The 23,390-nt window shown below is 40.5% G+C and carries 25 protein-coding genes and 1 pseudogene; 11 read left to right on the top strand and 15 right to left on the bottom strand.

Annotated elements, in window-relative coordinates:
- Positions 1–205 precede the first annotated feature (205 nt).
- The 3 genes from ACQKKK_RS24375 (at position 206) to ACQKKK_RS24365 (ending at position 4,740) form a co-directional block, all read left to right on the top strand.
- Positions 206–1,831, top strand: coding sequence for a PAS domain S-box protein (locus ACQKKK_RS24375; protein WP_427619711.1), 1,626 nt, complete (start codon positions 206–208; stop codon positions 1,829–1,831).
- A 599-nt stretch (positions 1,832–2,430) separates the two neighbouring features.
- Complete coding sequence (locus tag ACQKKK_RS24370) at positions 2,431–4,059, top strand: copper resistance protein CopC (protein ID WP_427619710.1); 1,629 nt, start codon at positions 2,431–2,433, stop codon at positions 4,057–4,059.
- A gap of 18 nt (positions 4,060–4,077) precedes the next feature.
- Entirely contained in the window at positions 4,078–4,740 is a 663-nt protein-coding gene (locus ACQKKK_RS24365; protein WP_427619709.1) for a YcnI family protein, read from the top strand.
- 47 nt (positions 4,741–4,787) lie between these two features.
- Here the strand turns inward: ACQKKK_RS24365 and ACQKKK_RS24360 are convergent, their stop codons facing one another.
- The 5 genes from ACQKKK_RS24360 to ACQKKK_RS24340 form a co-directional block, all read right to left on the bottom strand.
- Positions 4,788–5,786, bottom strand: coding sequence for a S8 family peptidase (locus ACQKKK_RS24360; RefSeq protein WP_427619708.1), 999 nt, complete (start codon positions 5,784–5,786; stop codon positions 4,788–4,790).
- 335 nt (positions 5,787–6,121) lie between these two features.
- Positions 6,122–6,628 carry an SEC-C metal-binding domain-containing protein gene (locus tag ACQKKK_RS24355; RefSeq protein ID WP_427619707.1) on the bottom strand — a complete coding sequence of 169 codons (507 nt, stop codon included), beginning with the start codon at positions 6,626–6,628 and terminating at the stop codon, positions 6,122–6,124.
- Positions 6,629–6,818: 190 nt separating this feature from the next.
- Positions 6,819–7,388 (bottom strand): nitroreductase family protein, encoded by a 570-nt coding sequence (locus tag ACQKKK_RS24350; protein ID WP_427619706.1) that lies wholly within the window; start codon positions 7,386–7,388, stop codon positions 6,819–6,821.
- A gap of 12 nt (positions 7,389–7,400) precedes the next feature.
- Entirely contained in the window at positions 7,401–8,573 is a 1,173-nt protein-coding gene (locus ACQKKK_RS24345; RefSeq protein ID WP_427619705.1) for a toxic anion resistance protein, read from the bottom strand.
- Positions 8,570–9,226, bottom strand: coding sequence for a 5-bromo-4-chloroindolyl phosphate hydrolysis family protein (locus tag ACQKKK_RS24340; RefSeq protein ID WP_427619704.1), 657 nt, complete (start codon positions 9,224–9,226; stop codon positions 8,570–8,572). Before ACQKKK_RS24340 ends, ACQKKK_RS24345 begins: the two co-directional genes overlap by 4 nt.
- A gap of 251 nt (positions 9,227–9,477) precedes the next feature.
- Here ACQKKK_RS24340 and ACQKKK_RS24335 point away from each other — a divergent pair, with 251 nt between their 5' ends.
- Positions 9,478–9,915 (top strand): hypothetical protein, encoded by a 438-nt coding sequence (locus tag ACQKKK_RS24335; RefSeq protein WP_427619703.1) that lies wholly within the window; start codon positions 9,478–9,480, stop codon positions 9,913–9,915.
- Between the two features lie 408 nt (positions 9,916–10,323).
- Here the strand turns inward: ACQKKK_RS24335 and ACQKKK_RS24330 are convergent.
- Positions 10,324–10,654, bottom strand: a pseudogene (locus ACQKKK_RS24330) (ammonium transporter); the annotation flags it as partial.
- A gap of 126 nt (positions 10,655–10,780) precedes the next feature.
- Here ACQKKK_RS24330 and ACQKKK_RS24325 point away from each other — a divergent pair.
- The 7 genes from ACQKKK_RS24325 (at position 10,781) to ACQKKK_RS24295 (ending at position 14,514) form a co-directional block, all read left to right on the top strand.
- On the top strand, positions 10,781–10,984 hold the full coding sequence (locus ACQKKK_RS24325) for a DUF1657 domain-containing protein (protein WP_427619702.1): 204 nt from the start codon (positions 10,781–10,783) through the stop codon (positions 10,982–10,984).
- Positions 10,985–11,061: 77 nt separating this feature from the next.
- Positions 11,062–11,535 (top strand): YhcN/YlaJ family sporulation lipoprotein, encoded by a 474-nt coding sequence (locus tag ACQKKK_RS24320; protein ID WP_427619701.1) that lies wholly within the window; start codon positions 11,062–11,064, stop codon positions 11,533–11,535.
- A gap of 23 nt (positions 11,536–11,558) precedes the next feature.
- Positions 11,559–12,038, top strand: a complete 480-nt coding sequence (gene spoVAC, locus ACQKKK_RS24315) for a stage V sporulation protein AC (RefSeq protein ID WP_427619700.1) — start codon at positions 11,559–11,561, stop codon at positions 12,036–12,038.
- Positions 12,038–13,057 carry a stage V sporulation protein AD gene (gene spoVAD / locus ACQKKK_RS24310; protein WP_427619699.1) on the top strand — a complete coding sequence of 340 codons (1,020 nt, stop codon included), beginning with the start codon at positions 12,038–12,040 and terminating at the stop codon, positions 13,055–13,057. The genes spoVAC and spoVAD overlap by 1 nt, the downstream gene beginning before the upstream one ends.
- The gene (spoVAE, locus tag ACQKKK_RS24305) at positions 13,054–13,404 is read left to right on the top strand and encodes a stage V sporulation protein AE (protein ID WP_427619698.1); all 351 of its coding nucleotides are present in this window, start codon (positions 13,054–13,056) and stop codon (positions 13,402–13,404) included. Before spoVAD ends, spoVAE begins: the two co-directional genes overlap by 4 nt.
- Before the next feature lie 12 nt (positions 13,405–13,416).
- Entirely contained in the window at positions 13,417–13,623 is a 207-nt protein-coding gene (locus tag ACQKKK_RS24300; protein WP_260288238.1) for a DUF1657 domain-containing protein, read from the top strand.
- A 30-nt stretch (positions 13,624–13,653) separates the two neighbouring features.
- Positions 13,654–14,514: a DUF421 domain-containing protein gene (locus tag ACQKKK_RS24295; protein WP_427619697.1), complete on the top strand. Its 861-nt coding sequence runs from the start codon at positions 13,654–13,656 to the stop codon at positions 14,512–14,514.
- On the opposite strand, the gene ACQKKK_RS24290 is transcribed toward ACQKKK_RS24295, so the two are convergent.
- From ACQKKK_RS24290 to gatB, 9 genes are all read right to left on the bottom strand, one after another.
- Positions 14,515–15,156: a YitT family protein gene (locus tag ACQKKK_RS24290; RefSeq protein ID WP_427619696.1), complete on the bottom strand. Its 642-nt coding sequence runs from the start codon at positions 15,154–15,156 to the stop codon at positions 14,515–14,517.
- A 57-nt stretch (positions 15,157–15,213) separates the two neighbouring features.
- Entirely contained in the window at positions 15,214–16,584 is a 1,371-nt protein-coding gene (gene rlmD, locus ACQKKK_RS24285; RefSeq protein ID WP_427619695.1) for a 23S rRNA (uracil(1939)-C(5))-methyltransferase RlmD, read from the bottom strand.
- A 453-nt stretch (positions 16,585–17,037) separates the two neighbouring features.
- Positions 17,038–17,613, bottom strand: coding sequence for a GNAT family N-acetyltransferase (locus tag ACQKKK_RS24280; protein WP_427619694.1), 576 nt, complete (start codon positions 17,611–17,613; stop codon positions 17,038–17,040).
- Between the two features lie 64 nt (positions 17,614–17,677).
- Positions 17,678–18,592, bottom strand: coding sequence for a diacylglycerol kinase (locus ACQKKK_RS24275; protein ID WP_427619693.1), 915 nt, complete (start codon positions 18,590–18,592; stop codon positions 17,678–17,680).
- A gap of 182 nt (positions 18,593–18,774) precedes the next feature.
- Positions 18,775–19,704: a LiaF transmembrane domain-containing protein gene (locus ACQKKK_RS24270; protein WP_427619692.1), complete on the bottom strand. Its 930-nt coding sequence runs from the start codon at positions 19,702–19,704 to the stop codon at positions 18,775–18,777.
- The gene (locus tag ACQKKK_RS24265) at positions 19,701–20,771 is read right to left on the bottom strand and encodes a hypothetical protein (RefSeq protein ID WP_427619691.1); all 1,071 of its coding nucleotides are present in this window, start codon (positions 20,769–20,771) and stop codon (positions 19,701–19,703) included. The genes ACQKKK_RS24270 and ACQKKK_RS24265 overlap by 4 nt, the downstream gene beginning before the upstream one ends.
- Positions 20,764–21,231, bottom strand: coding sequence for a hypothetical protein (locus ACQKKK_RS24260; protein WP_427619690.1), 468 nt, complete (start codon positions 21,229–21,231; stop codon positions 20,764–20,766). The genes ACQKKK_RS24265 and ACQKKK_RS24260 overlap by 8 nt, the downstream gene beginning before the upstream one ends.
- Positions 21,228–21,770 carry an RNA polymerase sigma factor gene (locus ACQKKK_RS24255; RefSeq protein ID WP_427619689.1) on the bottom strand — a complete coding sequence of 181 codons (543 nt, stop codon included), beginning with the start codon at positions 21,768–21,770 and terminating at the stop codon, positions 21,228–21,230. The genes ACQKKK_RS24260 and ACQKKK_RS24255 overlap by 4 nt, the downstream gene beginning before the upstream one ends.
- A gap of 181 nt (positions 21,771–21,951) precedes the next feature.
- On the bottom strand, positions 21,952–23,379 hold the full coding sequence (gene gatB / locus ACQKKK_RS24250; protein WP_427619688.1) for an Asp-tRNA(Asn)/Glu-tRNA(Gln) amidotransferase subunit GatB: 1,428 nt from the start codon (positions 23,377–23,379) through the stop codon (positions 21,952–21,954).
- Positions 23,380–23,390: the final 11 nt, after the last annotated feature.

Genomic DNA, 23,390 nt, shown 5'->3' with positions numbered 1-23,390 from the left:
CGATTTCCATTCAAGTATCGAATGAGAATCGTCTTTTTTTAATTTGATTTACCGTACTAGTTAGAAAAACGTGAGTTTTTCAGCAGCCTCCCGCATTGGCCCCTGTTTTTTTATTTAGGATTCTGCATATATTTTTCTCCGGTAATTTGTTAAAATGTGTATGTAATTTTACCTTCGAAATGTCTTAAAATCAGGGAGAATCTCCATGTCCAAACGCTCCATTTTAGCTATTTATATCCTATCCGGGTTTCTTACACTGGTCGTGTTCGACTATTTTTTAACTACAAATATCCATAACAAAGAGGTCTTTATTCAACTTCAAAGAGCGGAAGGCATTGTTTTCCTTTTATCAATAGGCTTGATCTTATACCTTTACTTAGCTAAAAGGGAAGAATTCAAACAATTAAAAGAAGCTGAACAACGTCGGCGTACCCTCATCAATTCAATGGTGGATTTCGTTAACTTCAAGGATGGTGATGGCCGATGGCTTGAATCCAATACCTTCGGGCTGCAATTATTTCAATTGGAGCATGTAGACTATAAGGGAAAAAAAGACAGCGAACTCGCAGAATACTCCGAATTTTATAAAGAGGCGTTGATATACTGTGAAGATTCCGATGAAGAAACGTGGGTAAAAGGGGAAATCACAAGGTGTGAGGAAATCATCCCTCTTCCCGACGGCAATCACAAGACCTTTGATACGATCAAAGTTCCTCTGTTCCATGAGGATGGTTCACGAAAAGGCTTAGTCGTCATTGGCAGGGATATTTCTGAAAGGGTTGTTGCGGAGAAACAATTATACGATAGTGAACAACGCTATAAATCATTGTTTGAACACAATCCTTATCCGATGTTGATGCTTGATTTAAACGGATTGATCACGACCGTGAATCCAAGGTTTGAAACGGTAACAGGCTTTCAACAAGAAGAAATACATGGTGCCTCATTCATTAATTTGAAATTTTCAGCAGAAGATGCGGAATTGATCCGTACATCCTGCCAATATGTCATGGAAAACCATATGGGGATCAAAAAAGGGAAAGATATAGAATTCCTAACGAAGTACGGGAAGTCCATCTTACTTTCATGTACGTTTGTCCCGATGATGGTTGGCGAGGACTTGGTCGGGATCATCACTTATGCTAAAGAAGTCACTCAAATTCGAGAAACCGAAGCACGCTTAAGAAGAACCGAAAAATTGTCGATAGTCGGCGAACTTGCCGCAAGTGTAGCCCACGAAGTACGAAACCCGTTGACTTCTTTAAAGGGCTTCGTCCAGCTGCTTAAAAAGAGCGACCATCCCTATGAACAATACTACACGATTATGTTAAGTGAATTGGACCGGATCAATCTAATTGTAAGCGAGTTACTCGTTCTGGCAAAACCACAGGAACTTCCATTCAGCAAACATCAAATCATCGAACTGATGAATGATGTCAAAACATTGTTGAAACCAGAGGCGGACTCGTACCCCACCCAAATATCAATATCTGTTAAAAACGAAATACCGCTTCTGTTATGTGAGGCAAACCAATTAAAACAAGTATTCATAAACATGCTCAAGAATTCAATGGAAGCATCCGCCGATCACATTTGGATTGATTTCGAGCGAATGGGCAATAACCTTACCATTACCATCAAAGATAATGGAAGCGGAATAGAAAAAAAACGGTTAAAGCATCTGGGTGAACCTTTCTATTCTTCTAAAGAAAAAGGAACAGGGTTAGGATTGACAGTCAGTTGCCGAATCATTGAAGCGCACCGGGGAAAGGTCCGTTTTAACAGCGAACTAAACCATGGAACCGAGGCCCAAATCATTTTGCCCATATAAGTATAAATCAGAGGACAAGCCTTTATCTTGTCCTTTTTTGCAGGTTTCGGAACCATACTTGATAAAATTAAAATAGGGAGGTGAAGAAATCCTTGATGCCCCCAGAATGACACGGCATCATCAGGTTGGTTCCCCTTAAAGTATCCTTTGCCCTCCTGCCGTTATTAGATGTAACGGTCTCTGTTTTGCCAGCTGTACTCATTTGCGTTGCCTCAACTTCCGCCTCTTTTTTTTGACATCATCCACGGTTTCTTCCTCATCCATATCCTTTTCGAAAACAAGGATGTAAGTACGTCGCTCCCATCCTTTGAATCTGTAACTGAAATGCCGTCTTCGCTTTATCCTTGAATTATTTCTTAATGGAGTTTACGTCACATGCTTATTGATTTTTGAGCAGAAGAATCACCAGCCATTTTTTTTCATTTAGTGTTTTATTGTCTATAATGGTGGAAGCCAGGCAAATCTAACCTTATTGTTATCACTTTTCTAGTGAACCTCTCAAACTGTCTTTAGATAACTAATTTATTTTCACTGTTTTTTCACATTTTCCTTTTATAATAAGCTTACATAATCTGTTGAAAGGGTGATGGCACACCAAGATGAAGAATTATTTATGGCTGGTAGTCAGCCTATTCAGTTTGCTTTTATACCCGGCAATGGCTTCTGGACATGCTACAGTAATAAGCTCCAATCCTAGTCCGAATGAAGCGATGGATACTCTTCCTGAAAAGATCAGCATTCAATTCAGTGAGAATATACAACCCGCTTTCCATTCGCTTGAGGTATTCAGCCAAGATGGAGACAAAATTCAAATTCAAGACAGTGCAATCTCGGAACAAAGTGAAAAAGTACTGGAAGCTAAGTGGAAAGGCACTATTGATGAAGGGATTTACTACATAAAATGGAGAGTGGTTTCCAGCGATGGCCATCCCATTGAAGGGACAATCCCCTTTCAATTTGGAGATTCAACGGTCCTACAAGATCAAGAAATTTCCAAAGTGAACGCAGGTTTTCCGAATTCCATCAACGTTTTCCTGCAAAGTCTTCAATACATATGCTTCGCGGCCCTTACCGGAATCCTTTTTTTCCAATTATCTTTAATGAAGGGTTCTCGTCTTTTTGAAGTCAGCAGCAGAGCACGTCTATACCTTTGGCTTTCATTTGCAGGTTTAGCATTTTCAATCTTCTTCAGTCTGCCTTTAAAAGTGACGATAGATGCTGGTGTAGGTTGGGCTGATGCGTTTAATGGGACTTTTATAAAAGAAGTATTGAATGCTACAAGTTTCGGTACCATCTATATAATAGAAATTCTATTGTTGCTCCTTCTGTTTTTAGTAATTTATTTCATGCTCGAGAACTCACTGAATAAATCACTACCCTTCCTTTCTTTCATCATAATAGCAATTTTGATGGTTTGTAAGGCTTTAACTGGACATACGGCAGCTGTTCCTAATCAGGTTCTGGCCGTTTTGATGGATTTCCTCCACTTATTGTCCATGGCTTTATGGCTTGGCGGCCTTCTGGCCTTATTGGTGATTTTGCCTGGACTTGCTGATCGGCAGGCAGAAGATAAGAAAACCTTTTACTGGTCAATCATTCAAAGGTTTTCCAGATGGTCGTTTCTGTTTGTAATCATACTGAGTGTTAGTGGGATATATAGCAGCTTACAGCATGTACCGACTATCCATTCATTGATAAATACAACATATGGACAATTGTTACTTGCGAAAATTGGTCTCATGTTAATCATGATCGTTTTAGGGGCCTTTCATTACTTCAGGGGGAAAAAGCAAGTTAAAAAACTGGGTTATAGTGTGGGAATGGAGTTTGGTTTAGGAATCGTCGTACTCATTGTTGCGGCTCTATTGACAAATGTCCAAACTGCCATGTCATCTCCCGGGCCAATAGAGAAAACGTTACTGACTGACGAAAATAATGAGGTCACATTAATGGTGACTCCGAATGAAGTCGGGGATAACCTGGTTAAAGTAAATCTATCCAATGGAGGCAAGCCGATAGCTGAAATAGAACAGCTTACAATCACTATGCAGCCAGTAGATACGCCAGGCGGTGAAATAAAGCTGCAAATGCAGGAAAAAAACACAGGTACATTTGCATCAAAGTCTATATTAACCATGCCAGGAAAGTGGAATATCCATATTCACGGATTAACTGATAGCTTGGATTCAATCAATGCTGATTTTACAATTTTCATAGGTAATTCATAACAGGAGGGAAAAATACAAATGAAAAACATTTCAAAGCTTCTTATTTCCACATTTGCTGCATTATTCATTTTCTCTAGTTCTGCATATGCACACGTTACCGTCAAGCCAACCTCATCTGCACCTGAGGCGTGGGAAACTTATACACTCAAAGTGCCCGTTGAAAAAGAGACTGCTACCACCAAGGTGACTTTAAAGGTACCAAAAGGGGTTACTTTTGAAAGCTATCAGCCTGTACCAGGATGGAAAGTGACAACCGAAGGTGACAAAGATGGGCATGTAAAAACGGTAACTTGGGCAGCAACTGAAGAAGGAATAGCCGCTGGACAATTCCAGCAATTCTCATTCGTTGCCCAAAACCCTAAAGAAGAAACGAATGTGGCCTGGGATGCATTTCAATATTACGAAGATGGTGAAATTGTTGAATGGAGCGGTGATGAAGGCTCAGACCTACCGCATTCTGTAACGGAAATTTCGGTAGCGCCCAAGACTGCTGCAGAATCTACGGACCATGGTCACAAAAATGAAGCAGACACTAATAATTCCAAAACTACTGACAATGCAAAGGATTCCGTAACAACAGAAGGTGATAGCAATCAAACGCTGATCATCACTCTGGCTGTCATATCACTAATTCTTTCCATTGTTGCGCTTTTTGCAGCTCTAAGGAAAAATAAAAAATAATCATTATGGAAGGTGCCCCAAGAATCCTGGGGCACCTTTTTTCACTTCTAATTTTTCATGACTACCGATTTACTCGGTAACTGAAGTTTTTCTGCTTCTATGGTAGTCTTAATGGATATTTCCACTCTTTGTTCCGCTATCGTTAGGTTGAGTATTCCATTGCCCTGTGCCTTTTTGCTTATTCCCAGATCTTCCGTACTTTTCACTAACTGTGCATATAATTCCGATTCAGTTAATTTGCGGCCAAATTCCTTTTCCGCAATCACTTTCAAGAGAGCTGCTGCACCGCTTACATGAGGCGTAGCCATTGACGTTCCGCTCAGCCTTGCAAATTTATTTCCTGGATACGTAGAGAGAATATCAACCCCTGGCGCCACCAAGTCAATTTCATCATTTGTATTTGAAAAATCAGCTAAATTTCGGCTTAAATCCACAGCCCCCACTTCCACTACCTCGGGATATGCTCCTGGATAATCCAATTCATCCGTTTCATGACGCCCATCGCCACTATTTCCAGCGGCGCAAACAACAAGGATATCGTTCTGAATAGCCTTTTGAATCAGTTTGTGTTCAGCCTCATCAGGAGGACCTCCTAGTGAAAGTGAAATAACAGAAACCTTTTCTTCGTTAGGTCCCCTCCAATTGATTGCATACTCTAAAGCTCCATTAATCCAATCTATTTCGCCTTGCCCTTGACCATTTAAGGCCTTTAACGCTAATATGCTTGCTTTAGGAGCCACTCCAACTACACCAGCATTATTAACGGCCGCCAAAATCGTACCGCTCACATGTGTCCCATGTCCGTTATCATCTTGAAAATCCCCGGTATTGGTAAAATCTTTCCCTCCGATGATTCTTTCTTTAATATCTGGATGTCCTTTATCAATGCCTGTATCGATGACGGCAACTACCACACCCTCACCATAATTGCTTTTTTCCCAAATTGCCGGGGCTTTCACAAGCTCGACGCCCTCAGGAATCTTCTCTTTCACCGTGTCCATTACTTCAAGAACTTTGTAAGGTATTAATCTTTTTTCTCTTGTCATTTGATTACCCCTTCCTTCGTTCAAGTTAAACTGCCAACAGTGTGGGGATTTTCATCCCGTCTGGTTGCCGTCTACCGTTGAAAGAGATGAGATCATAAAACTCTTCTCCCTTATATATACCAGATTTTCGAAAATAAAAAATAAGTTTTCGGAAAATTCCGTCTAAATTACTACTTTTTATTTCTTTTTCTTTTATTATCTGGTACATTAATTATAGAACAAATGTTCCTATAATGCTATAAGGAAATTTTCATTTATGAAATTCTTTTTTTCCATGTTAGATTTCAAAAAAAAAAGAAGCGACTCCGAATCAAGTCAACCTCCCTTAAATAAACTTAAGCCGCACCGCAGCATTTTTTGTATTTTTTCCCACTACCACATGGACATGGCTCATTTCTTCCGATGACTGGTTCTGTATGAACATGAGGCATTTTAGCCGCTTTTGCACTCTCCGTGATAATTTGTGTGCCTTTTTCCTTCATTTGCTGATAGCGCTGCTTAAACAGTTCCATTACGTCTTTACTGTACTTTAACGTGTCTTCAGCAATATCCATCGCCTTTTGCTTTGAAATATTATAATCCTCTAGGGCGAATTGATTATCTCGGAATGAAACCCGAACTCCAAAATGCTGTCCGGCCTGACTGGTGGTCTTGCGTTCCTCCACGAATTCAAGGTACACTTCCTGGCAATCACATGTCTGATGCATGCAATAATAATCATATATCCAATACGTTTTATCTTCATACTTACTCTTTAAAGCAATTCCATCCTCAACGCCAAAAACATCCAAATATTTAATCGCTTTTCCATCGAGTATCTCAAATGGATCAATCGTTCTCATCTATAGACACATCCTAATTCATCAAAATTTACTCTTCCTATGTATTGTACAACCTAATTCCTCAATCGTCACTTGAAACGAAGCCTAATGAGGCCAAATCCCTTTCGTTAAAGGAGATATAAGGAAGCCTTATTGAAGGCAAAAAAAAGCTGCAGCAGTGTGTTTGCACTGATGCAGCTCCCCCAATACTTCATCCGATCCATGTGGTCAATTCATCAATCGGTGTTTTCTTAGCAGGTTTCGGCTCCATGTCAGGATAGCCCAAGTATATGAACGCCAGTATTTCCCCCTTTGAGGATAGATTGAAAAATTCCCGGACCTTTTCATGATAAGTGATTTTCCCTGTTCTCCATACTGCTCCCAAACCTAAGGAATGTGCAGCAAGAAGCATGTTTTGGATGGCACTGTTCACTGCCGCATATTCTTCGGACACGAGGACATTATTCTTATCACTAGGCTCTATGCCCACTGCGATGATGACAGGAGCCCTTAAGGGATTCTTTTTTTGTCTTTCGAGCTTACTGATTAAATTTTCCGGGGTATCATCAGCATTTTCAATTCTTGTTATTTCTTCGAATACCTTCCCAAGTTCATTTCTTCCTTCTCCTGTCAATACAAAAAAACGCCAGGGCTCCGTTCGGTGATGATTAGGTGCATATGTTCCAGCTTCTATGATTTGCTCGATCATTTCTTTAGGTACCGGATCTTGCTTGACGATTCCAATGCTTCTTCTCGTTTTTATAGCTTCAATAGTTTCCATTTTATCTCCCCTTTACCCCTTTATCTCTAATAGTTTCTGTTTCAGCTCATTTTCCATTGACGCCAATTCCTGTTCGGCTTGCCGGCGTTTATGCCTGCCTTCTTCTTGAATCCGCATGGTCTCCTCAAGCGTGGAAATCAAGTTAGCTTGCGTATTCTTTAATGTTTCGATATCGACAAGTCCCCGCTCATTTTCCTTAGCCGTTTCAATGGTATTCGTTTTCAGCATTTCAGAATTCTTTAATAACAAGTCATTAGTAGTCTTGGAAACCTGCTTTTGCGCTTCTACAGCATGCCTCTGCCTGATTAAGGTCAATGCAATCGCAACCTGGTTTTTCCAAAGTGGAATGGCCGTCATGATCGAAGATTGTATTTTCTCGACTAGTGCCTGATTCGTGTTTTGAATCAGCCTGATTTGCGGTGCGCTTTGAATCGTGATTTCACGACTCAATTTCAAATCATGAAGCCTTTTATCCAACCGTTCAGCAAATTGCCGCATATCATTGACTTCTTGAAACTTCATTTGATCATTGCTTAATTCAGCGGACTTCCTTAGTTCCGGAATCGTTTTCTCATGGATTTCTTCGAGTTTAATTTCCCCGGCTGCAATATAGACATTCAACGCCTGGAAATATTCCTTATTCGTTTCATATAGCTTTTCAAGGATTACAATATCCGATAATAGGATATTCTTGCTCCGGTCGAGTTTTACACTGATTCGATCAATTTGGGCCCCCGTTTTTTGATACTTGGAGAGCACCTCCTGTACAGACCCCGAGAGCTTCCCGAACATGCGTGCAAAAAATGAGGGCTTATCCGGTTTAAGCTCATCCGGGCTTAGCTCGTTTAACCTCTTCATTAAATCACTGATAATGTTGCCCACTTCACCTACATCTTTTTTCTGGACATGCTCAAGCATCGAGTTTGAAAAGGTAAGGAGCTTTGATTGGGCGGGTGTACCATAGGATATCATCGCCTGATGATTCGTTGGGTCTATTTGTTCGGCGAGCTGATAAGCCTTTGCCCTGTTCTCTTCAGGAATGACATCAATCAGTTTAATCGGTTTCGCTTCCTGGGAAGATACTTTCTCAAGTTCCTGCCCCCCATCGAATGGATTGGCTAAAAGATCATCGATCAAACTGGCGTTATCCGTTTTATTCAACAGGTTTGGATCATTATTATTCATTTTAACCTCCTGCTTTCATCAATTACTTGTGACTCTTTTCTAGTTTTAATGGATTGTTTAGCAACGTCCAATTCGAAGTTAAGGTTATCGATATCATCGGCAATCACTTTATATAAATCCTTTTCTATCGTTTTAGTAAGTTCCTTTAAGGTTTTACGAGTTTCTGTTAAGGAAAGTTCGAGTTCCTTATTCTTTTTTGGCTGCTGTGATAAAAAAACATATTTCTCGGCAAGCTCCGTAGCTGAATCCAGATGCGAGTAATAAAATTGTTCCGCCTGGTAAAAACGCTTCGGTTCTTTTTTCGTGAGACTATATATTTTCCTGATCATTTTAATCATATCCTTCCTCTGTTTAAAAGAAGAGATATGCCTGACCGATATTAGTGCCTTTTGCACCCGCCATATTTTCGGTTTTGCTTCAATTAAATTTTTCTTTATATATTGGTATTCTTTTCTCGTCAATTCATGCTTTTTCAGGAATCGCGAGGAAAAATAAACGGAACTTAACCAATAGGAAAGCGCCCCTCCTGCTAAAGATATGACAACAGACAGGATAAACGGTTGATTCAATCCAAAATAGCTAATCATCCAAAACGGCAAAACGATTGGAACTGCAATCAATATCGGAACAAAACCAGCAAGAAATCTATTCATTTTCTTTACACTCCTGACTTACACTCTTTTCTATTATATACGGATTATCATTGAGATTGGTTTCAAGATGGATGAAAGATTTCCTCCTATCCTAAACGATATAGGAACAGCATGCTTTCTGCAAATTTTTTGAAATTTCCCCGGCATAATTACCCCTTCTTCCCACTCTTATGGGCTCACGCCTAGACACTTCACCGGAACTTACATAAGTTATTACGTATCCATCCTGATTTAAAAAAGGAGAGTTGACTATGAATTCATACGGATTTTATCCTTATCCCCAACAAAATGGAAATCACCAGTACTATCAGTCTAATTTTAACCCCTATTTCCAACAGCCAGAAAGATTTGAATATGTACCACAGCAAGATTGGAACCTTCAGCAGGTTCAAGAAAATTCATATAGTCAAGTGCCCGAACAGTTCGATGTTGAAAGGGAGCCTCAACAACTTGAAAGAAGAGTCCGGGAACTTGAGCGGCAAAATGATCGTCAAACGAGGGAGCTCACTCGGCAGAACCAAGAAATCACACGAATAAATCGAGAAGTGAACCGTGTTAACCAGGAAATAACCAGACTAAGTCAAAATGATCAACGCCATACGAATAGGCTGAACCGACTAAATCAAAGACTTCGTGCCGTCGAAAGAAACCTAAACATACCATTCACTGCAACAGAAGATGGCTTTTAATACAAAAAGCAGGAGCTCATTATGGGCCCTGCTTATTTTATCTTTTATCGGTAGGGTTTGATAATCAGTAATTCCACAAATGAATTTAATCAAACGATTGATTAAATTTTTAAAGGACCACTAAACCCTTGTCTGATGTACTTAAACTGATTAATCAATCCTCAAAACCATCCTCGGTCTCCCTTAACACCCTATATACCACATCTCCCCTTGCTAAGTTATAATATCCATTTCTCCGAAAACTTTCGGCATCTTCCTTAAGTGTACCCTGAATTTAAACACAACATTTTGAAGAACACCAATTCGGTCACAGAGCTTTACGATTTAACTCATATCATTTGTAATATACACAATTGTTTTTCCTCTTTCCAGCATTTTTACATATTGATTAATTTCGAGTTTGGATTAACCGGCAATCGGATAGATGAATGCCGTCATCATTACAGCAAAATAAGGTACGCCCCAAAATTAAGCCGTTCAGCAACGGCACCGGAAACGATGGAAATAACAAAATGCATCTATGGAAATCGTAAGGTCGATGTACGACAAATCACCTTTCAGCAGGAAGCCGCTTGCTCCGATGGTTTCCCAATACATCCGTTACATACATTAAGCCAAAACCAACGACGAAATAACAAAGCGTTCCGATTGTAATATCAACGAAAACCTTCATGATGGTGTTCACATTATTCTTCATACGAACGAGCCCTGCCTCCAATAAGGCAAAACCACCCTTCATTCCTTTTAATCAAACGTTTGATTAATGGAAAGAAGATATTAAAAATACCTAGAGAAATTTGGAAGGTATATTTAATCATTTTTTCCTTACTCTAAAAAGGCAGTTAAAAAACAAGGAGGTAACACCATGACAGTAATTAGTGATGTTAAGACGACTTTAGCTGGACTAAAAAGTGCTCAAGCAAGCTTCGAGACCTTTTCCCTTTCAACAGACAACGAGCAAGCAAAACAACTTTATCAACAAGCTGCTCAACAAACACAATCGATTGTTGACAGCGTTTCTCCTCGTATTGATCAGATTGAGCAAGAAGAACCACAATATAAGCAATAGGAAATCAATAAAAAAAGGTTGGTTGAGGCAACCAACCTTTTTTTATATCTTTAATCCATCTATAAGGAGACGATACCTTGCCATACAAGCTAAACTGTTTCATCCCTTTTTTTTCCATTATAATCGTTTTGCTTATGACAGGATGTTCGGCAAATTCCAGTCAAACAGATAGTAATAAGGACCGGGACTTGAATATATCCAAAGTACATACCAGCAATCCAATTGACCAAACGGCGGCCAATCAAGCTAAAGATAAGCTAATGAATCAGGACGAAGTCGCGGATGTGAAAGCCGTGAATTCCAATAAGGAACTGCTAGTGGCCATTAAAGTGGAAAACTTCGATCGACTACGCTTAAAAAAGATTGAAAAAAAATCGCAAACAGAACTGGAAGACATGTTTCCTGATTATAAAATCCTGGTCTCGACAGATCAAAAGATGTTTATAGAACTGGAGCAGCTGGAGCAGGAACTTGAGAAGGACCATACTAAGATGGACTCCTTAAATAGGGATTTCAAAAGGATAAAAGCCTTATTGAATGAAAAAACGTAACAAATGAAAGAAGTGATACGAAGATGGCAAATAATAAAAAGAAAAAACTGACGCCTGTCCAACAGGAATATCAGCAACTTCAAAACCAACTGGAAACCAAAAGGCCAATACTGCTGAATTGCGTAAAAGCGTTTATGACCGGCGGTATAATTTGCCTAATCGGACAGGTCATTTCGAACTTCTATATCCATTACTTTGACTTCACGGACCAGACTGCTGGAAACCCAACTGCAGGCACATTAATTTTCGTCGCCATGCTACTCACCGGATTTGGGGTGTATGACAGAATCGCCCAATTTGGCGGTGCTGGTTCTGCTGTGCCGCTTACGGGATTCGGGAATGCCATTATATCGGCGGCTATTGAACACCGGACGGAAGGTTTTGTTTTAGGAGTTGGCGGCAATATGTTCAAATTGGCTGGATCCGTTATCTTATTCGGTGTATTTTCCGCTTTTATCGTAGCAATGATAAAAACAATACTCATACAATGGGGTGGTTTATAATGCTTACGGGGCATCGCACATGGGTGTTTGATCAAAAGCCTGTCATCATCTCCACCGGAACCGTTGGTGGTCCATTTGAAGCAAACGGTTTGCTTGCTGATGATTTCGATCTACTTCATTCCGATTTATGGCTAAATCAAGATTCCTATGAAAAGGCTCACAAAGTCCTCATAGAAGAAGCGAGTACAAAAGCAATCGAAAAGGCGGGTCTTCAGAAGGAACAAATCCAATTTTTCCTCGGAGGCGACCTTATCAATCAAATAACCCCTACAAGTTTTGCCTGTCGAACATTGGGAACACCTTATCTCGGCTTATTCGGAGCTTGCTCAACCTCTATGGAAGGACTGGCTCTCGGAGCATACCTTGTCAATACCAAAGGGGCAGATTACTTACTGACAGGAGCATCAAGTCATAACACCGCAGTTGAAAAGCAATTTCGCTACCCAACTGAATACGGTGGGCAAAAACCTCCAACAGCCCAATGGACCGTTACGGGTGCAGGCGTGGCATTATTAAGCAGTGCCGGGGAAGGCCCAAGAGTCACTTCAGCTACGATAGGCCGTGTCATCGACATGAGATTGACTGATCCTTTCAATATGGGAGGTGCCATGGCCCCGGCCGCTGTGGATACGATTGAAGCCCATTTAAGAGAACGGAACCTAGCCCCATCTTATTATGATTTAATAGTGACCGGGGATTTAGGAAAGGTTGGACATGAAGTTTCATTAGAATTATTTAAAAAACATGGGACTCCCATTAAGGAAGAGCAATATAAAGATTGCGGTTTAATGATTTACAAGGATGGTCAACCAGTCCTATCTGGGGCAAGCGGACCTGGATGTTCCGCAACCGTTGTTTATGGTCATTTATTAAATCGCATGAAAAAGGGTGAAATAAAACGAATGCTCGTCGTGGCTACCGGTGCCTTGTTATCTCCCCTTTCCTTTCAACAAAAGGAGACGATTCCATGCATTGCCCATGCCGTATCAATTGAATGTGGCGGTGAACCACGATTATGATTTACTTTTGGGCTTTTGTCGTCGGGGGCGCCATTTGTGTAATCGGGCAGATAATGTTTGATGTATTTAAACTCACGCCTGCCCATACTTTATGTACTTTCGTTGTTACGGGAGCGATTTTGGATGGTTTTGGATTATATGAACCTTTCATTGATTTTGCGGGTGCAGGAGCGACAGTACCCATTACCAGTTTTGGAAATTCCCTTGTACACGGAGCGTTAGCCGAAGCGGAAAAACACGGCTTGATCGGTGTTGTTACTGGCATGTTCGAAGTAACCAGTGCCGGGATATCAGCTGCCATCATTTTTGGTATGATCGGAGCCATTATTTTTAGACCTAAAGGATAAGGAGGATGCTCCATGACGATAGCTTCTGATGTAAAACAATGTGTCTCTAGCCTTAAAGGAGTTGAGGCAGGCTTATCCAGCCTTGCACTCCGGACTCAAGATGATGAATCTAAACGCACCTTGCATGAAACGATGCTGGTGGTGAACGAAATAATGAAGGATGTACAAAAGCGAGTAGGTGAGTTAGAACGGGAAGAACCACAATATAAGGGGTTTTAAATACCTATGAATTGCAGGGGGTGCTAAGTAATGCCTGAATGGTTAGAAATCGTTTTACGGTCAGTATTTTTCTTAATTGTTCTTTTTTTAATCACAAAATGGTTAGGTAAAAAACAAATATCTCAGCTTTCCTTTTTTGAATACGTCACTGGCATAACCATCGGGAATGTTGGCGCAGAGTTAGCCACAAAGGTTGAAGGAAATATTGTTCATGGTGTACTTTCCATTCTCGTTTTTGCATTTGCTCCTTTCATTGCAGGATTACTTTCCATGAAAAGCAAAATTGTTCGTGATTTAGTCGAAGGAAAAGCAACAATTTTTATTAAAGATGGAAAAGTCATGGAGGCCAATTTAAAAAAGGAAAAGTATACAACCGATGAATTATTGTGGTTACTCCGAAGTAAGGATGTCTTTGATATATCAACAGTCGAGTTTGCCTTATTAGAGGCTAACGGTGATTTTTCCGTACTGTTAAAGAAAGAAGACCAACCTCTAACAGCAAAAGATTTAAAAATGACAGTTGCTGCAGTCAAGGAGGCTCAAACTGTCATTATGGATGGAGAAATTCTTGATGAACCACTTTCCACGATTGGCCTAAACCGAAATTGGCTGAAAACCGAATTGGATAAGCTAGGCGTAACCATCGAGAATGTTTTTCTTGGACAAGCAAACTCTAATGGAGAATTAAACGTGGACCTTTTTGATGATAAAATTAAAGTGCCATCTCCTCAAGAAAAACCTTTAATGCTCGCAACTTTGAAAAAATGCCAAGCGGACTTAGAATTATTTGCCCTTGGAACTGAATCAAATGAAGCTAAAGAGATGTATAACAAAAATAGCGAAAAACTGCAAAATGCAATAAATAACGTAGCCCATATCTTAAGAAACTGATTATCGTATTGATTTCCTCACTTTCATAAGAGAAGTGATTAGCCCAATGGTGAAGATCGTAACACATGAAAAAAGGAAAATTTCTATACCTAAGGTGAAGGCGGCAGCGGAAATGATTAATGTATCTATGAGGATAATGGCCAAAGCAATGTCTATAGAGGTAGATTTGGAAATGAATTTGGCTAACATATCCGTTCCTCCGCTGCTTGTCTCATATCGAAGCATGAGCCCTATGGCCACCCCAATGATGGCACCGCCAATCAAAGAGCTAGCTAGTATCGAAATGGAAAAGACCTTTTTCAGTGGATTTAGCCAATCCATAAAAAGGGACGTCAATAATAAACCGTGAATGCTGCTGTAGAAAAAGGGCCGTTCATAATACCAGGCATATAAAAATAGGGGAATGCTAAGGATCAACATCGATACCCCCGTTTGAAACCCGAAGAAATAATGAAGGATGAGTGCAATTCCAATAACGCCGCCATCTATTAAATGATGGGGAATTAAAAAACCATTGATTCCAATACCCACCAAAAAGCTTCCAACACTTACAGCCACCGCTTTTTGAAAATTAATAAAATCACCTGCCTCCCTTTTGATATTCCTAATATATGTCCAAGATAGAGAGTCAAGAATATACATGTAAAAAAAATCCACATTGAAAAAGAGCCCGGTCATGAATGACCGGACTCTTTCTCATTATTTCAACTCTAATAACACTACATTTTCAACGTGTGTCGTCATTGGGAACATATCAACAGGTTGGATATCGATTGCTTTATATCCGCCTTCTTCCAAGATATGAAGATCACGCGCCAGAGTGCCTGGGTTGCATGACACGTATACGACTTTATTCGGTTTCATCTCGATGATCGTATTTAGAAGGGATTCTTCACAACCTTTGCGAGGAGGATCCACTACGATGACATCAGCAGTGTTGCCCTTTTGATACCATTCAGCAATAACGTTGCCTGCATCGCCAACAATGAATTCGGCATTGGAGATTTCATTCAATTCAGCGTTGCGGCGTGCGTCTTCTATCGCTTCTTCCACTACTTCGACACCGATTACTTTTTTCGCTTTTTTAGCTAAGAATAAAGAAATGGTTCCTATGCCGCAATAGGCATCTATCACTGTCTCTTCACCTGTTAGCCCTGCATAGTCAAGGGCTTTATCATAAAGGACTTTCGTTTGATCTGGATTGATCTGGTAGAAAGATTTTGCTGAAATCGCAAATTTAACATCACCGATCATATCATGGATCACTTCGTCGCCCCACAGTAAAGTCATTTTATCGCCTAAGATAACATTCGTTTTCTTAGAATTTACGTTTTGAACGATGGATTTCACTTGTGGTAGACGTTCAACAACTTCCTTCACGATGGTTTCGATGAAAGGGATACTATTTGTTCTTGTAACAAGAACAATCATCAATTCACCTGTTTGCTTGCCATAACGGGCCACGATGTGCCGCAATACACCTTTATGTGCCTCCTCATTATAAGCAGGGATACCAAGTTTACTGAAAATCTCTTTAACAACTTGAACGGCTTCACTGATCGCTTTATTTTGGATAATGCTTTCTTTCGTTTCAACAATTTCATGTGTCCGCGGTTTGAAGAATCCAGCTATTAGCTTGCCATCCTTTTCACCAACAGGCACTTGCGCTTTATTGCGATAATGAGTTGGATTCTCCATCCCGATGATCGGGTGAACCTTCACATCCTCAAGTTTCCCGATGCGCGTCATCACTTCACGTACTTGCTTTTCCTTGAATTCCAACTGTCCTTCATAGCTCATATGCTGCAGCTGACAACCACCGTATTTATGGAAGTCCTCAGTCGTGACCTCAACTCGGTATGGACTATTTTCTATAATCTCCATCAAGCGTCCGAAGCCATAACCTTTATTAGCCTTCATTACTTTAATCTTTGCCTTTTCACCAGGAAGGGCGTTCTGAACAAAGATCGGATAGCCATCGACTTTAGCAACTCCAGCTCCTTCGTGTGTTAAATCTTCAAATAAAACCTCTATAATATCGTTTTTAGCAACAGGTGCTGTTTTTTTCATATCATCTTCTCTTTTCTTTTTTATGCTAGCCTGTATTTTACCACAATCGAGGCCTTGCCACAAAACCACTCACCAAATTACCTTAGTTTTCATAAAAATATAGGGGAAGGAATTACGTTTTTTCATAATTCCATGTATAAAAGTTCAACAAAAAAAGAAAAATAAGGAAAAATAAACGAGGTGAGGAAATGGGTTTATTTAACTCTATATCAGCCTGGAACGCTACAAGGCTAGAAAAACATCGAGCAAGTATGGAGGAAAAAGGCCTCTGTCCGGATTGTTACGGACGAGGATACAGCTCCTTCGTACCGACGGAATATCATTTTTCCGATATACACGACTGTCCCGGCTGTAATGGTACCGGAGTTTACGCCGATTGGGCCGCCATGAATGGTCAGCAAATGTAGTTACAACAAGAGCCAAGTTCAATAACCAACGAAAAAGGACCCCCTGTTAAACAGGAGGTTCTTCTATTTCCTTTACCATATAGCCAAATTCATGGCCGCTAATCGTAATGGTTTTGATTTCTTTATATCCTAATCTGCTATAGAGACGATTCGCCCCTTCATTTTCATTTTCAACAACTAAAGAAACCCTTGGATACCCCTTCTGTTTAGCGTACCCCTCAACATATTGAATCAGTGCACTACCAATCCCTTTTCCTTGAAAATTCGGGTCAACGGATACTGTATCCAAATAAAAGTCTTTCATTTCCGCTTCCTTATCAAGCGTAACGCTTGGATCTTTCATTTTCATCCTTAATCGTTTCACTATCGGTTCATCCAAGCTTTCGGCATCTTTGCCATGGTAGGCAATGATCAATCCCGATACTTGTCCATCATGTTCACTGACGAACGTATTTTCATAGCTGATCCGATTTCCACTTTTCCTGAACAACTCAGCAAGAACGTAAAGTATTCTTTCTTCTTCCGTTTCACCTGTCAATACCTCTGCAATTTCCTTAATCGCTAACCGGGTCAATATTGCTGCCTTGTCCGCATCTTCCGGTGTCGCTTTCCTAATATACATGTTCACACATACTCCTTGCTTAATTAAAGTTGAAAAGGCCACCAGATTCAGTGGCCGTTTCACCCTATTTATTTGCCGGATCGTCCGGCAGTATTCCTTGTGGGATGAATACATCAAAATGGCGGTACTGATTTACGAATTCAGCTGGGGCCATCCCGCCAAATTCCCCATCCAAATTAAGCATCATGTCCTTTTTGGCCTGTACTTTAATTCGATTGGCTTTTTCATAAATGACGTTTTTATCATGGATATGTTCACCGCGCATTGCCAATGTTGCGACACGCACAATATCAGCGAGGTTGGCCTTTTTTAAAATGAGCAACGTGAACATACCATCATTCAGAGAGGCGTCAGGAGCCAGTTTCTCGAAGCCGCCGACCGAATTCGTGTTAGCCACCAAGAAAAGCATGATCTCTCCCTCAAAAAGCTTTCCATCATATTCAATAGAAACTTCCGTCGGTTTAATTGAAGGAAGCATTTCAATTCCTTTAATATAGTAGGCTAGCTGCCCAAGCATGGTTTTCAGCTTGATCGGCACGTCGTAGGTCAATTCAGTCAATCGGCCCCCACCAGCAATATTGATGAAGTACCTGTCGTTCATTTTACCAATATCGATCGGCATCGTATGCCCTCCGGCAATAATTTCGGCTGCCCCTTCGATTGACTTTGGTAAATGCAGTGCCCGCGCGAAGTCATTTGTCGTTCCCGTCGGAATGATTCCTAGTTTCGGACGTTTCTCTGCAGTGGCCAGTCCATTAACAACCTCATAAATCGTTCCGTCGCCCCCTGCTGCAATGACAATATCATAGCCTCGTTCAATCGCAATTTTAGCCGCTTTCGTCGCATCCCCAGCACCGGTAGTCGCATGTGCAGAAGCTTCATAACCAGCTTCTTCAAGTTTTGCTAGCACACCTGGCAGGCTCTTCTTAATGGCTTCCCGGCCCGAAGTCGGGTTGTAAATCAACCTTGCTCTCTTCATTTCCCATCATCCTTATACATATTGATTCCATAATTTACATCTTAATCCTTCATTACATGAAAAGCAATATTCGAAAAAAAGAGGACCGTTTTTCGGTCCATATCTTTATATCCATTTTACTAGAAATCTTATCAGGGAAATTATAATGCTTTTTACAATTTTATTCTAGTAAATGATTTCAATCATTGATATTGAACATTCACGTTAAATGTATCGGTGACCGTCAAAGTATGCTTCCCTTCTCCAGTATTGAATATCCCATTCTTTTTTACAATGCCTTCTTCACCTGTTTCTTCTTCTTTCACTTCCGTCACCTTCCAGGTATCCTCAGGTCCTTCAAGTTCCTCAACCCCTCTTGCATCTATCTTGATATCACTATTGCCCTGTATGAATACGCTAAGATTCCCGCTATCCTTCACATTCCAATCATTCAAAAGCCTTCTAGGCTTCACGACAAGATTGGTACTTTGTCCATCTATCTCCGCTGCCAAGTCAGCAGGAATTATAATAGTGGCCTTAAGATTCATCGTACCATTGTCCAACAATCCATTTTTTTTCGGCAAATCCTTGAAGCTTATATAAAGCGTATCACCATTCCTCTCAATCATTAAATAGTCTTCAGCCTTCTTCAACAAAGAATCAGCATCTTCCATTACCCGCTCATCATAAGTTCCAAAAATGGAAACTTCCTCATCCGCACCACTTTCAATCGTCAATGGGTATGAGCCAGAATCCAGGACAACTCTCTCTATGTCTTTCCCGGCTTTTTCATTGAAACCAGGCAAATTGACCGTTTTTTCTTCACTATTCACGGCAGCCTTAACTTGATCCATCAATCCGCTTGATGTTAGCAGAATTAAAGCAATCCCCGTCGTTCCAAGCAGCCCCACAAAAAAAATGCTAAGAATATCATACTTTACAAAGGAACTTTCTTTTCTGGAAAAATAAATATAGAAGAGAATCTCCATACCCAAGATAATGAACAGCAACGGCCACCAAGATAGCAAAATCGTCGTCAAACTCATATCCGCAATTTGAGAAACCAGTAAAACCAAACCCAGACCAACCAGGGAGATTCCCATTGAAATCGTTCCGACTCTCCATGTTCTCATTTTGTCCCCTCCTTAACACTCCCTTTTTTACTTCCCGACAGCAATTTGATTCCCCCACCTATAAGAAGGATGCATACCAGTCCTTTTTGAAAATAATCTCTGAACCAATATTCCAAATTACTTCCAATCCATTCATCTAAATGAGGAGCAAGGGCCGGGACGATTATATTACTAGCAAAAAAATAGATTCCAATCCCCACCAATCCAAACCCTACCCATTTTTGGTGATTTACGATTCCCGAAATGATGGGCGTATCTTCAACAGGACCCTCCTCCATTTTCGAGGCTTTTTGCAATCCATCAAAAAAACTATAAAACCAGATGATCGGTATAAGGAAAAAGAAGAAACCTAAACGGAGTAAATCCAGTATGTAAATGGCGAATAAAAAACCGGCCATCAATTGAATCCCACGTTTTTGCAGCCCCAAATATAAGTGACCTGCACCAGGGAATATAGCGAATAAAGTCGCGACCGATTTACTCTTCTTCCCGGATTCCCGTCTCTCCTCGAAATCTTCCAAAACGGACCGATCAATAAGCTCCTCACCTCTTTGCTTTTTATTCAGCTGTTGAACCGAATCAAAAAAGCTGTAAATCCAGATAACAGGCAAAAGAGCCATGAATATTAACAAACCTTCCATTCGAGTCATCACACTGATGAATATCACCATAATGCCCAGGCCTAAAAAGCCGATTAGAAAAATGAGTCCCCGATTCATGAGGCCCAGTTGAAAATGCCCTAATCCTGGAACAAATGAAAGGATGATTACATAGAACCTTTCCGCTTCCGGATGATCTACCATTCCCTCTAAATCCGCTTCATTTTTGGGATTCCTTAGTGAGGTGACCACCAAATCAAATATACTGATGAAATAAAACACCATTCCAATAATGGATAAAGCCAAAAACGCATTCGCATGACTGATCACTGAAAGAAAAAGACCCCCAAGCCCCAATCCGGCCGTAGCCAGAAAATAAAATAAACCTTTATATTTCCTTCCTAGGTAAAAATGTCCGAAACCTGGCAGAAACGATAATAAAAAAGCGATTACTGGACTTTTATTCATTCCTAAACCCCTCCTTATTTTTCTTTTCAATAGAGTCCATCCAATTAAATGTTTTATCAATAATCCCATCTGTTAAGGACTGAGTTTCCTTTACACTTTTGGATTCCATAGAATCCACGTATTCTGCAAATGATTGAAATACTCCACCTGCCATTAATAGGATCGTAAACCCGGCCGCAATCAGGTAATGTCTTGTGATCGTCCGAAGTGATTTCCCTTTTCGGAGTTGCTTATCCTCTTCAACATACCCGCCTTTCAATTGGCTAATCGAGTCCATGACAGGACCGGCAATATCAAATCCTTCAATGTCCAGACTGGATTCTTCTTTTTCCATTGCCTCCATATAGGCGGACAAACACTTGTCACAGGAGTATAAATGATTTTCATATTCTATTTTTAAAGACTCTGGTATTTCATCTGCCAAATATGCAACCCATCCTATTTCAGGAACATGATTCATGAAAAATCCTCCTCTTTCCAATGTTTTCTCATCCAATTTCTTGCCCGATATAGCTTTACCTCCACAGATTTAACTTGAATCTGCTGTTCCTCCGCAATTTGCTTGAATGTCTTTTCCTTTATGTAATAGCCATATACAACGTCCCGATACCCCTCCGGAAGGTCATTCAGCTTCCGTAATACTTGCTTTCGCCTTTCATTCCGAAAAAATACTGCCTCGACATCATCAGTTAAGCCCAAATTAGCTTCCGATAAATGTTCCTCATGCGGTTCTTCCTTTTGACGTACCCTTTTTCGCTTTAGATCTATTGCATGATTGACCGCAATACGGGTAATCCAAGTTTTGAAACCTTGATTGTTATATTGAGGAAGAGAAGTATAGATTTTGATAAAGACTTCCTGGGTAACATCTTCTGCATCCTTTTGATTTCTTAAGACGGAATAGACGGTTCTATAAATCGTCTGTTTATACGTTTCAATCAACAATCGGAATGCATGATCATTCCCCGCCCTGACCTTCTCAACTAACTCATCCGTCACTTCTCTTCCTCCTTTCCTGTAAAGCATCCATGTAATAGACGACACAAAAAGGAGTTACCCCTACAGATAACTCCAAAAAAATCAAAAATTTTTTCCCCGCTTGAAATTCCGATTATTTTTCTCAATACGCTTTCCTTAATTACGAGAAAACCGTACCACTTTAAAAGTGATACGGTCAGTATTAACGTTTATTGATTTCTTCAACCAAAATTTTATTAACAAGCTGTGGATTAGCTTGCCCTTTTGTCGCTTTCATAATTTGGCCGACAAGGAAGCCTATTGCTTTTTGTTTACCAGCTTTAAAATCTTCAATTGATTGCGGGTTATTATTCAACGCTTCTTCAACAGCCGTACGCAACGCGCCTTCATCGGAAATTTGGACTAGTCCCTTCTCCTTGACGATTGTTTCAGCGTCCCCACCGTTTTCAATCAATTCTTTGAAAACTTTTTTAGCGATTTTAGAAGAAATCGTATCATCTTCAATCAGCTTAATCATTCCTGCCAACGATTCAGCAGTCAATTTGACATCATGCAGCTCTTTTCCTTCTGCATTCAAGAAAGCAGAAACCTCACCCATGATCCAATTTGATGCTAGTTTTGCATCCGCGCCTGAAGTGACTGTCGCTTCAAAGAAATCAGCACTTTCTTTCGTTACCGTTAAAACGGCTGCATCATATTCCGGTAAGCCAAATTCCTCGACATAACGTTTTTTCCGTGCATCCGGAAGTTCTGGAATCTCAGCAGCAATGCGTGCTTTCCATTCTTCATCGATATGGATTGTCAATAAGTCTGGCTCCGGGAAGTAACGGTAATCATCGGAACCTTCCTTAATTCGCATTAGTACCGTTCTGCCTGTAGCATCGTCAAACCGGCGGGTTTCCTGTTCGATTATCCCGCCTTCATTCAAGATTTCCGCTTGTCGGATCTCTTCATGCTCCAATCCTTTGCGAACGAAGTTGAATGAGTTCAAGTTTTTCAATTCGGTTTTCGTTCCGAATTCTTTTTGCCCGACAGGTTTCAAGGAAATATTAGCATCACAGCGAAGTGAGCCTTCTTCCATTTTACAATCGGAAACGCCTGTGTATTGAATGATGGATTTCAACTTTTCCAAATAAGCATATGCTTCTTCAGGGGAAGTGATATCCGGTTCGGATACGATTTCAACAAGAGGGGTACCTTGGCGGTTATAATCACAAAGTGAATAGTTCCCTTTATGTGTCAGCTTTCCAGCATCCTCTTCCATATGAATGCGGGTAATACCGATTTTCTTTTTCTTGCCATTGACTTCAATTTCAATCCAACCATGCTCACCGATCGGTTGATCGAACTGTGAAATTTGGTATGCTTTAGGATTGTCCGGGTAAAAATAGTTTTTCCGGTCGAATTTCGTAATTTCCGCCACTTCGCAATTCAGAGCAATTGCAGCCTTCATTGCAAAATCAACAGCCTTTTTATTGACGACAGGCAATACGCCTGGGTAGCCTAGGTCAATTACAGTCGTGTTACTATTTGGAGCGGCACCAAAATGATTCGGGCTCGCTGAGAAAATTTTAGAATCCGTTTTTAATTCTACGTGTACTTCTAGACCAATTACCGTTTCAAAGTCCATTTTTTTCACCC

This window comes from Peribacillus sp. NPDC006672, assembly GCF_050274955.1.
Lineage (GTDB): Bacteria > Bacillota > Bacilli > Bacillales > DSM-1321 > Peribacillus.
This window is presented reverse-complemented; position numbering and strand designations above follow the sequence as displayed.

Coding starts and splice junctions, on each gene's coding strand:
- ACQKKK_RS24375 (WP_427619711.1), top strand. CDS start 206: ATGTCCAAACGCTCCATTTTAGCTATTTATATCCTATCCGGGTTTCTT.
- ACQKKK_RS24370 (WP_427619710.1), top strand. CDS start 2,431: ATGAAGAATTATTTATGGCTGGTAGTCAGCCTATTCAGTTTGCTTTTA.
- ACQKKK_RS24365 (WP_427619709.1), top strand. CDS start 4,078: ATGAAAAACATTTCAAAGCTTCTTATTTCCACATTTGCTGCATTATTC.
- ACQKKK_RS24360 (WP_427619708.1), bottom strand. CDS start 5,786: ATGACAAGAGAAAAAAGATTAATACCTTACAAAGTTCTTGAAGTAATG.
- ACQKKK_RS24355 (WP_427619707.1), bottom strand. CDS start 6,628: ATGAGAACGATTGATCCATTTGAGATACTCGATGGAAAAGCGATTAAA.
- ACQKKK_RS24350 (WP_427619706.1), bottom strand. CDS start 7,388: ATGGAAACTATTGAAGCTATAAAAACGAGAAGAAGCATTGGAATCGTC.
- ACQKKK_RS24345 (WP_427619705.1), bottom strand. CDS start 8,573: ATGAATAATAATGATCCAAACCTGTTGAATAAAACGGATAACGCCAGT.
- ACQKKK_RS24340 (WP_427619704.1), bottom strand. CDS start 9,226: ATGAATAGATTTCTTGCTGGTTTTGTTCCGATATTGATTGCAGTTCCA.
- ACQKKK_RS24335 (WP_427619703.1), top strand. CDS start 9,478: ATGAATTCATACGGATTTTATCCTTATCCCCAACAAAATGGAAATCAC.
- ACQKKK_RS24325 (WP_427619702.1), top strand. CDS start 10,781: ATGACAGTAATTAGTGATGTTAAGACGACTTTAGCTGGACTAAAAAGT.
- spoVAC (WP_427619700.1), top strand. CDS start 11,559: ATGGCAAATAATAAAAAGAAAAAACTGACGCCTGTCCAACAGGAATAT.
- spoVAD (WP_427619699.1), top strand. CDS start 12,038: ATGCTTACGGGGCATCGCACATGGGTGTTTGATCAAAAGCCTGTCATC.
- spoVAE (WP_427619698.1), top strand. CDS start 13,054: ATGATTTACTTTTGGGCTTTTGTCGTCGGGGGCGCCATTTGTGTAATC.
- ACQKKK_RS24300 (WP_260288238.1), top strand. CDS start 13,417: ATGACGATAGCTTCTGATGTAAAACAATGTGTCTCTAGCCTTAAAGGA.
- ACQKKK_RS24295 (WP_427619697.1), top strand. CDS start 13,654: ATGCCTGAATGGTTAGAAATCGTTTTACGGTCAGTATTTTTCTTAATT.
- ACQKKK_RS24290 (WP_427619696.1), bottom strand. CDS start 15,156: ATGTATATTCTTGACTCTCTATCTTGGACATATATTAGGAATATCAAA.
- rlmD (WP_427619695.1), bottom strand. CDS start 16,584: ATGAAAAAAACAGCACCTGTTGCTAAAAACGATATTATAGAGGTTTTA.
- ACQKKK_RS24280 (WP_427619694.1), bottom strand. CDS start 17,613: ATGTATATTAGGAAAGCGACACCGGAAGATGCGGACAAGGCAGCAATA.
- ACQKKK_RS24275 (WP_427619693.1), bottom strand. CDS start 18,592: ATGAAGAGAGCAAGGTTGATTTACAACCCGACTTCGGGCCGGGAAGCC.
- ACQKKK_RS24270 (WP_427619692.1), bottom strand. CDS start 19,704: ATGAGAACATGGAGAGTCGGAACGATTTCAATGGGAATCTCCCTGGTT.
- ACQKKK_RS24265 (WP_427619691.1), bottom strand. CDS start 20,771: ATGAATAAAAGTCCAGTAATCGCTTTTTTATTATCGTTTCTGCCAGGT.
- ACQKKK_RS24260 (WP_427619690.1), bottom strand. CDS start 21,231: ATGAATCATGTTCCTGAAATAGGATGGGTTGCATATTTGGCAGATGAA.
- gatB (WP_427619688.1), bottom strand. CDS start 23,379: ATGGACTTTGAAACGGTAATTGGTCTAGAAGTACACGTAGAATTAAAA.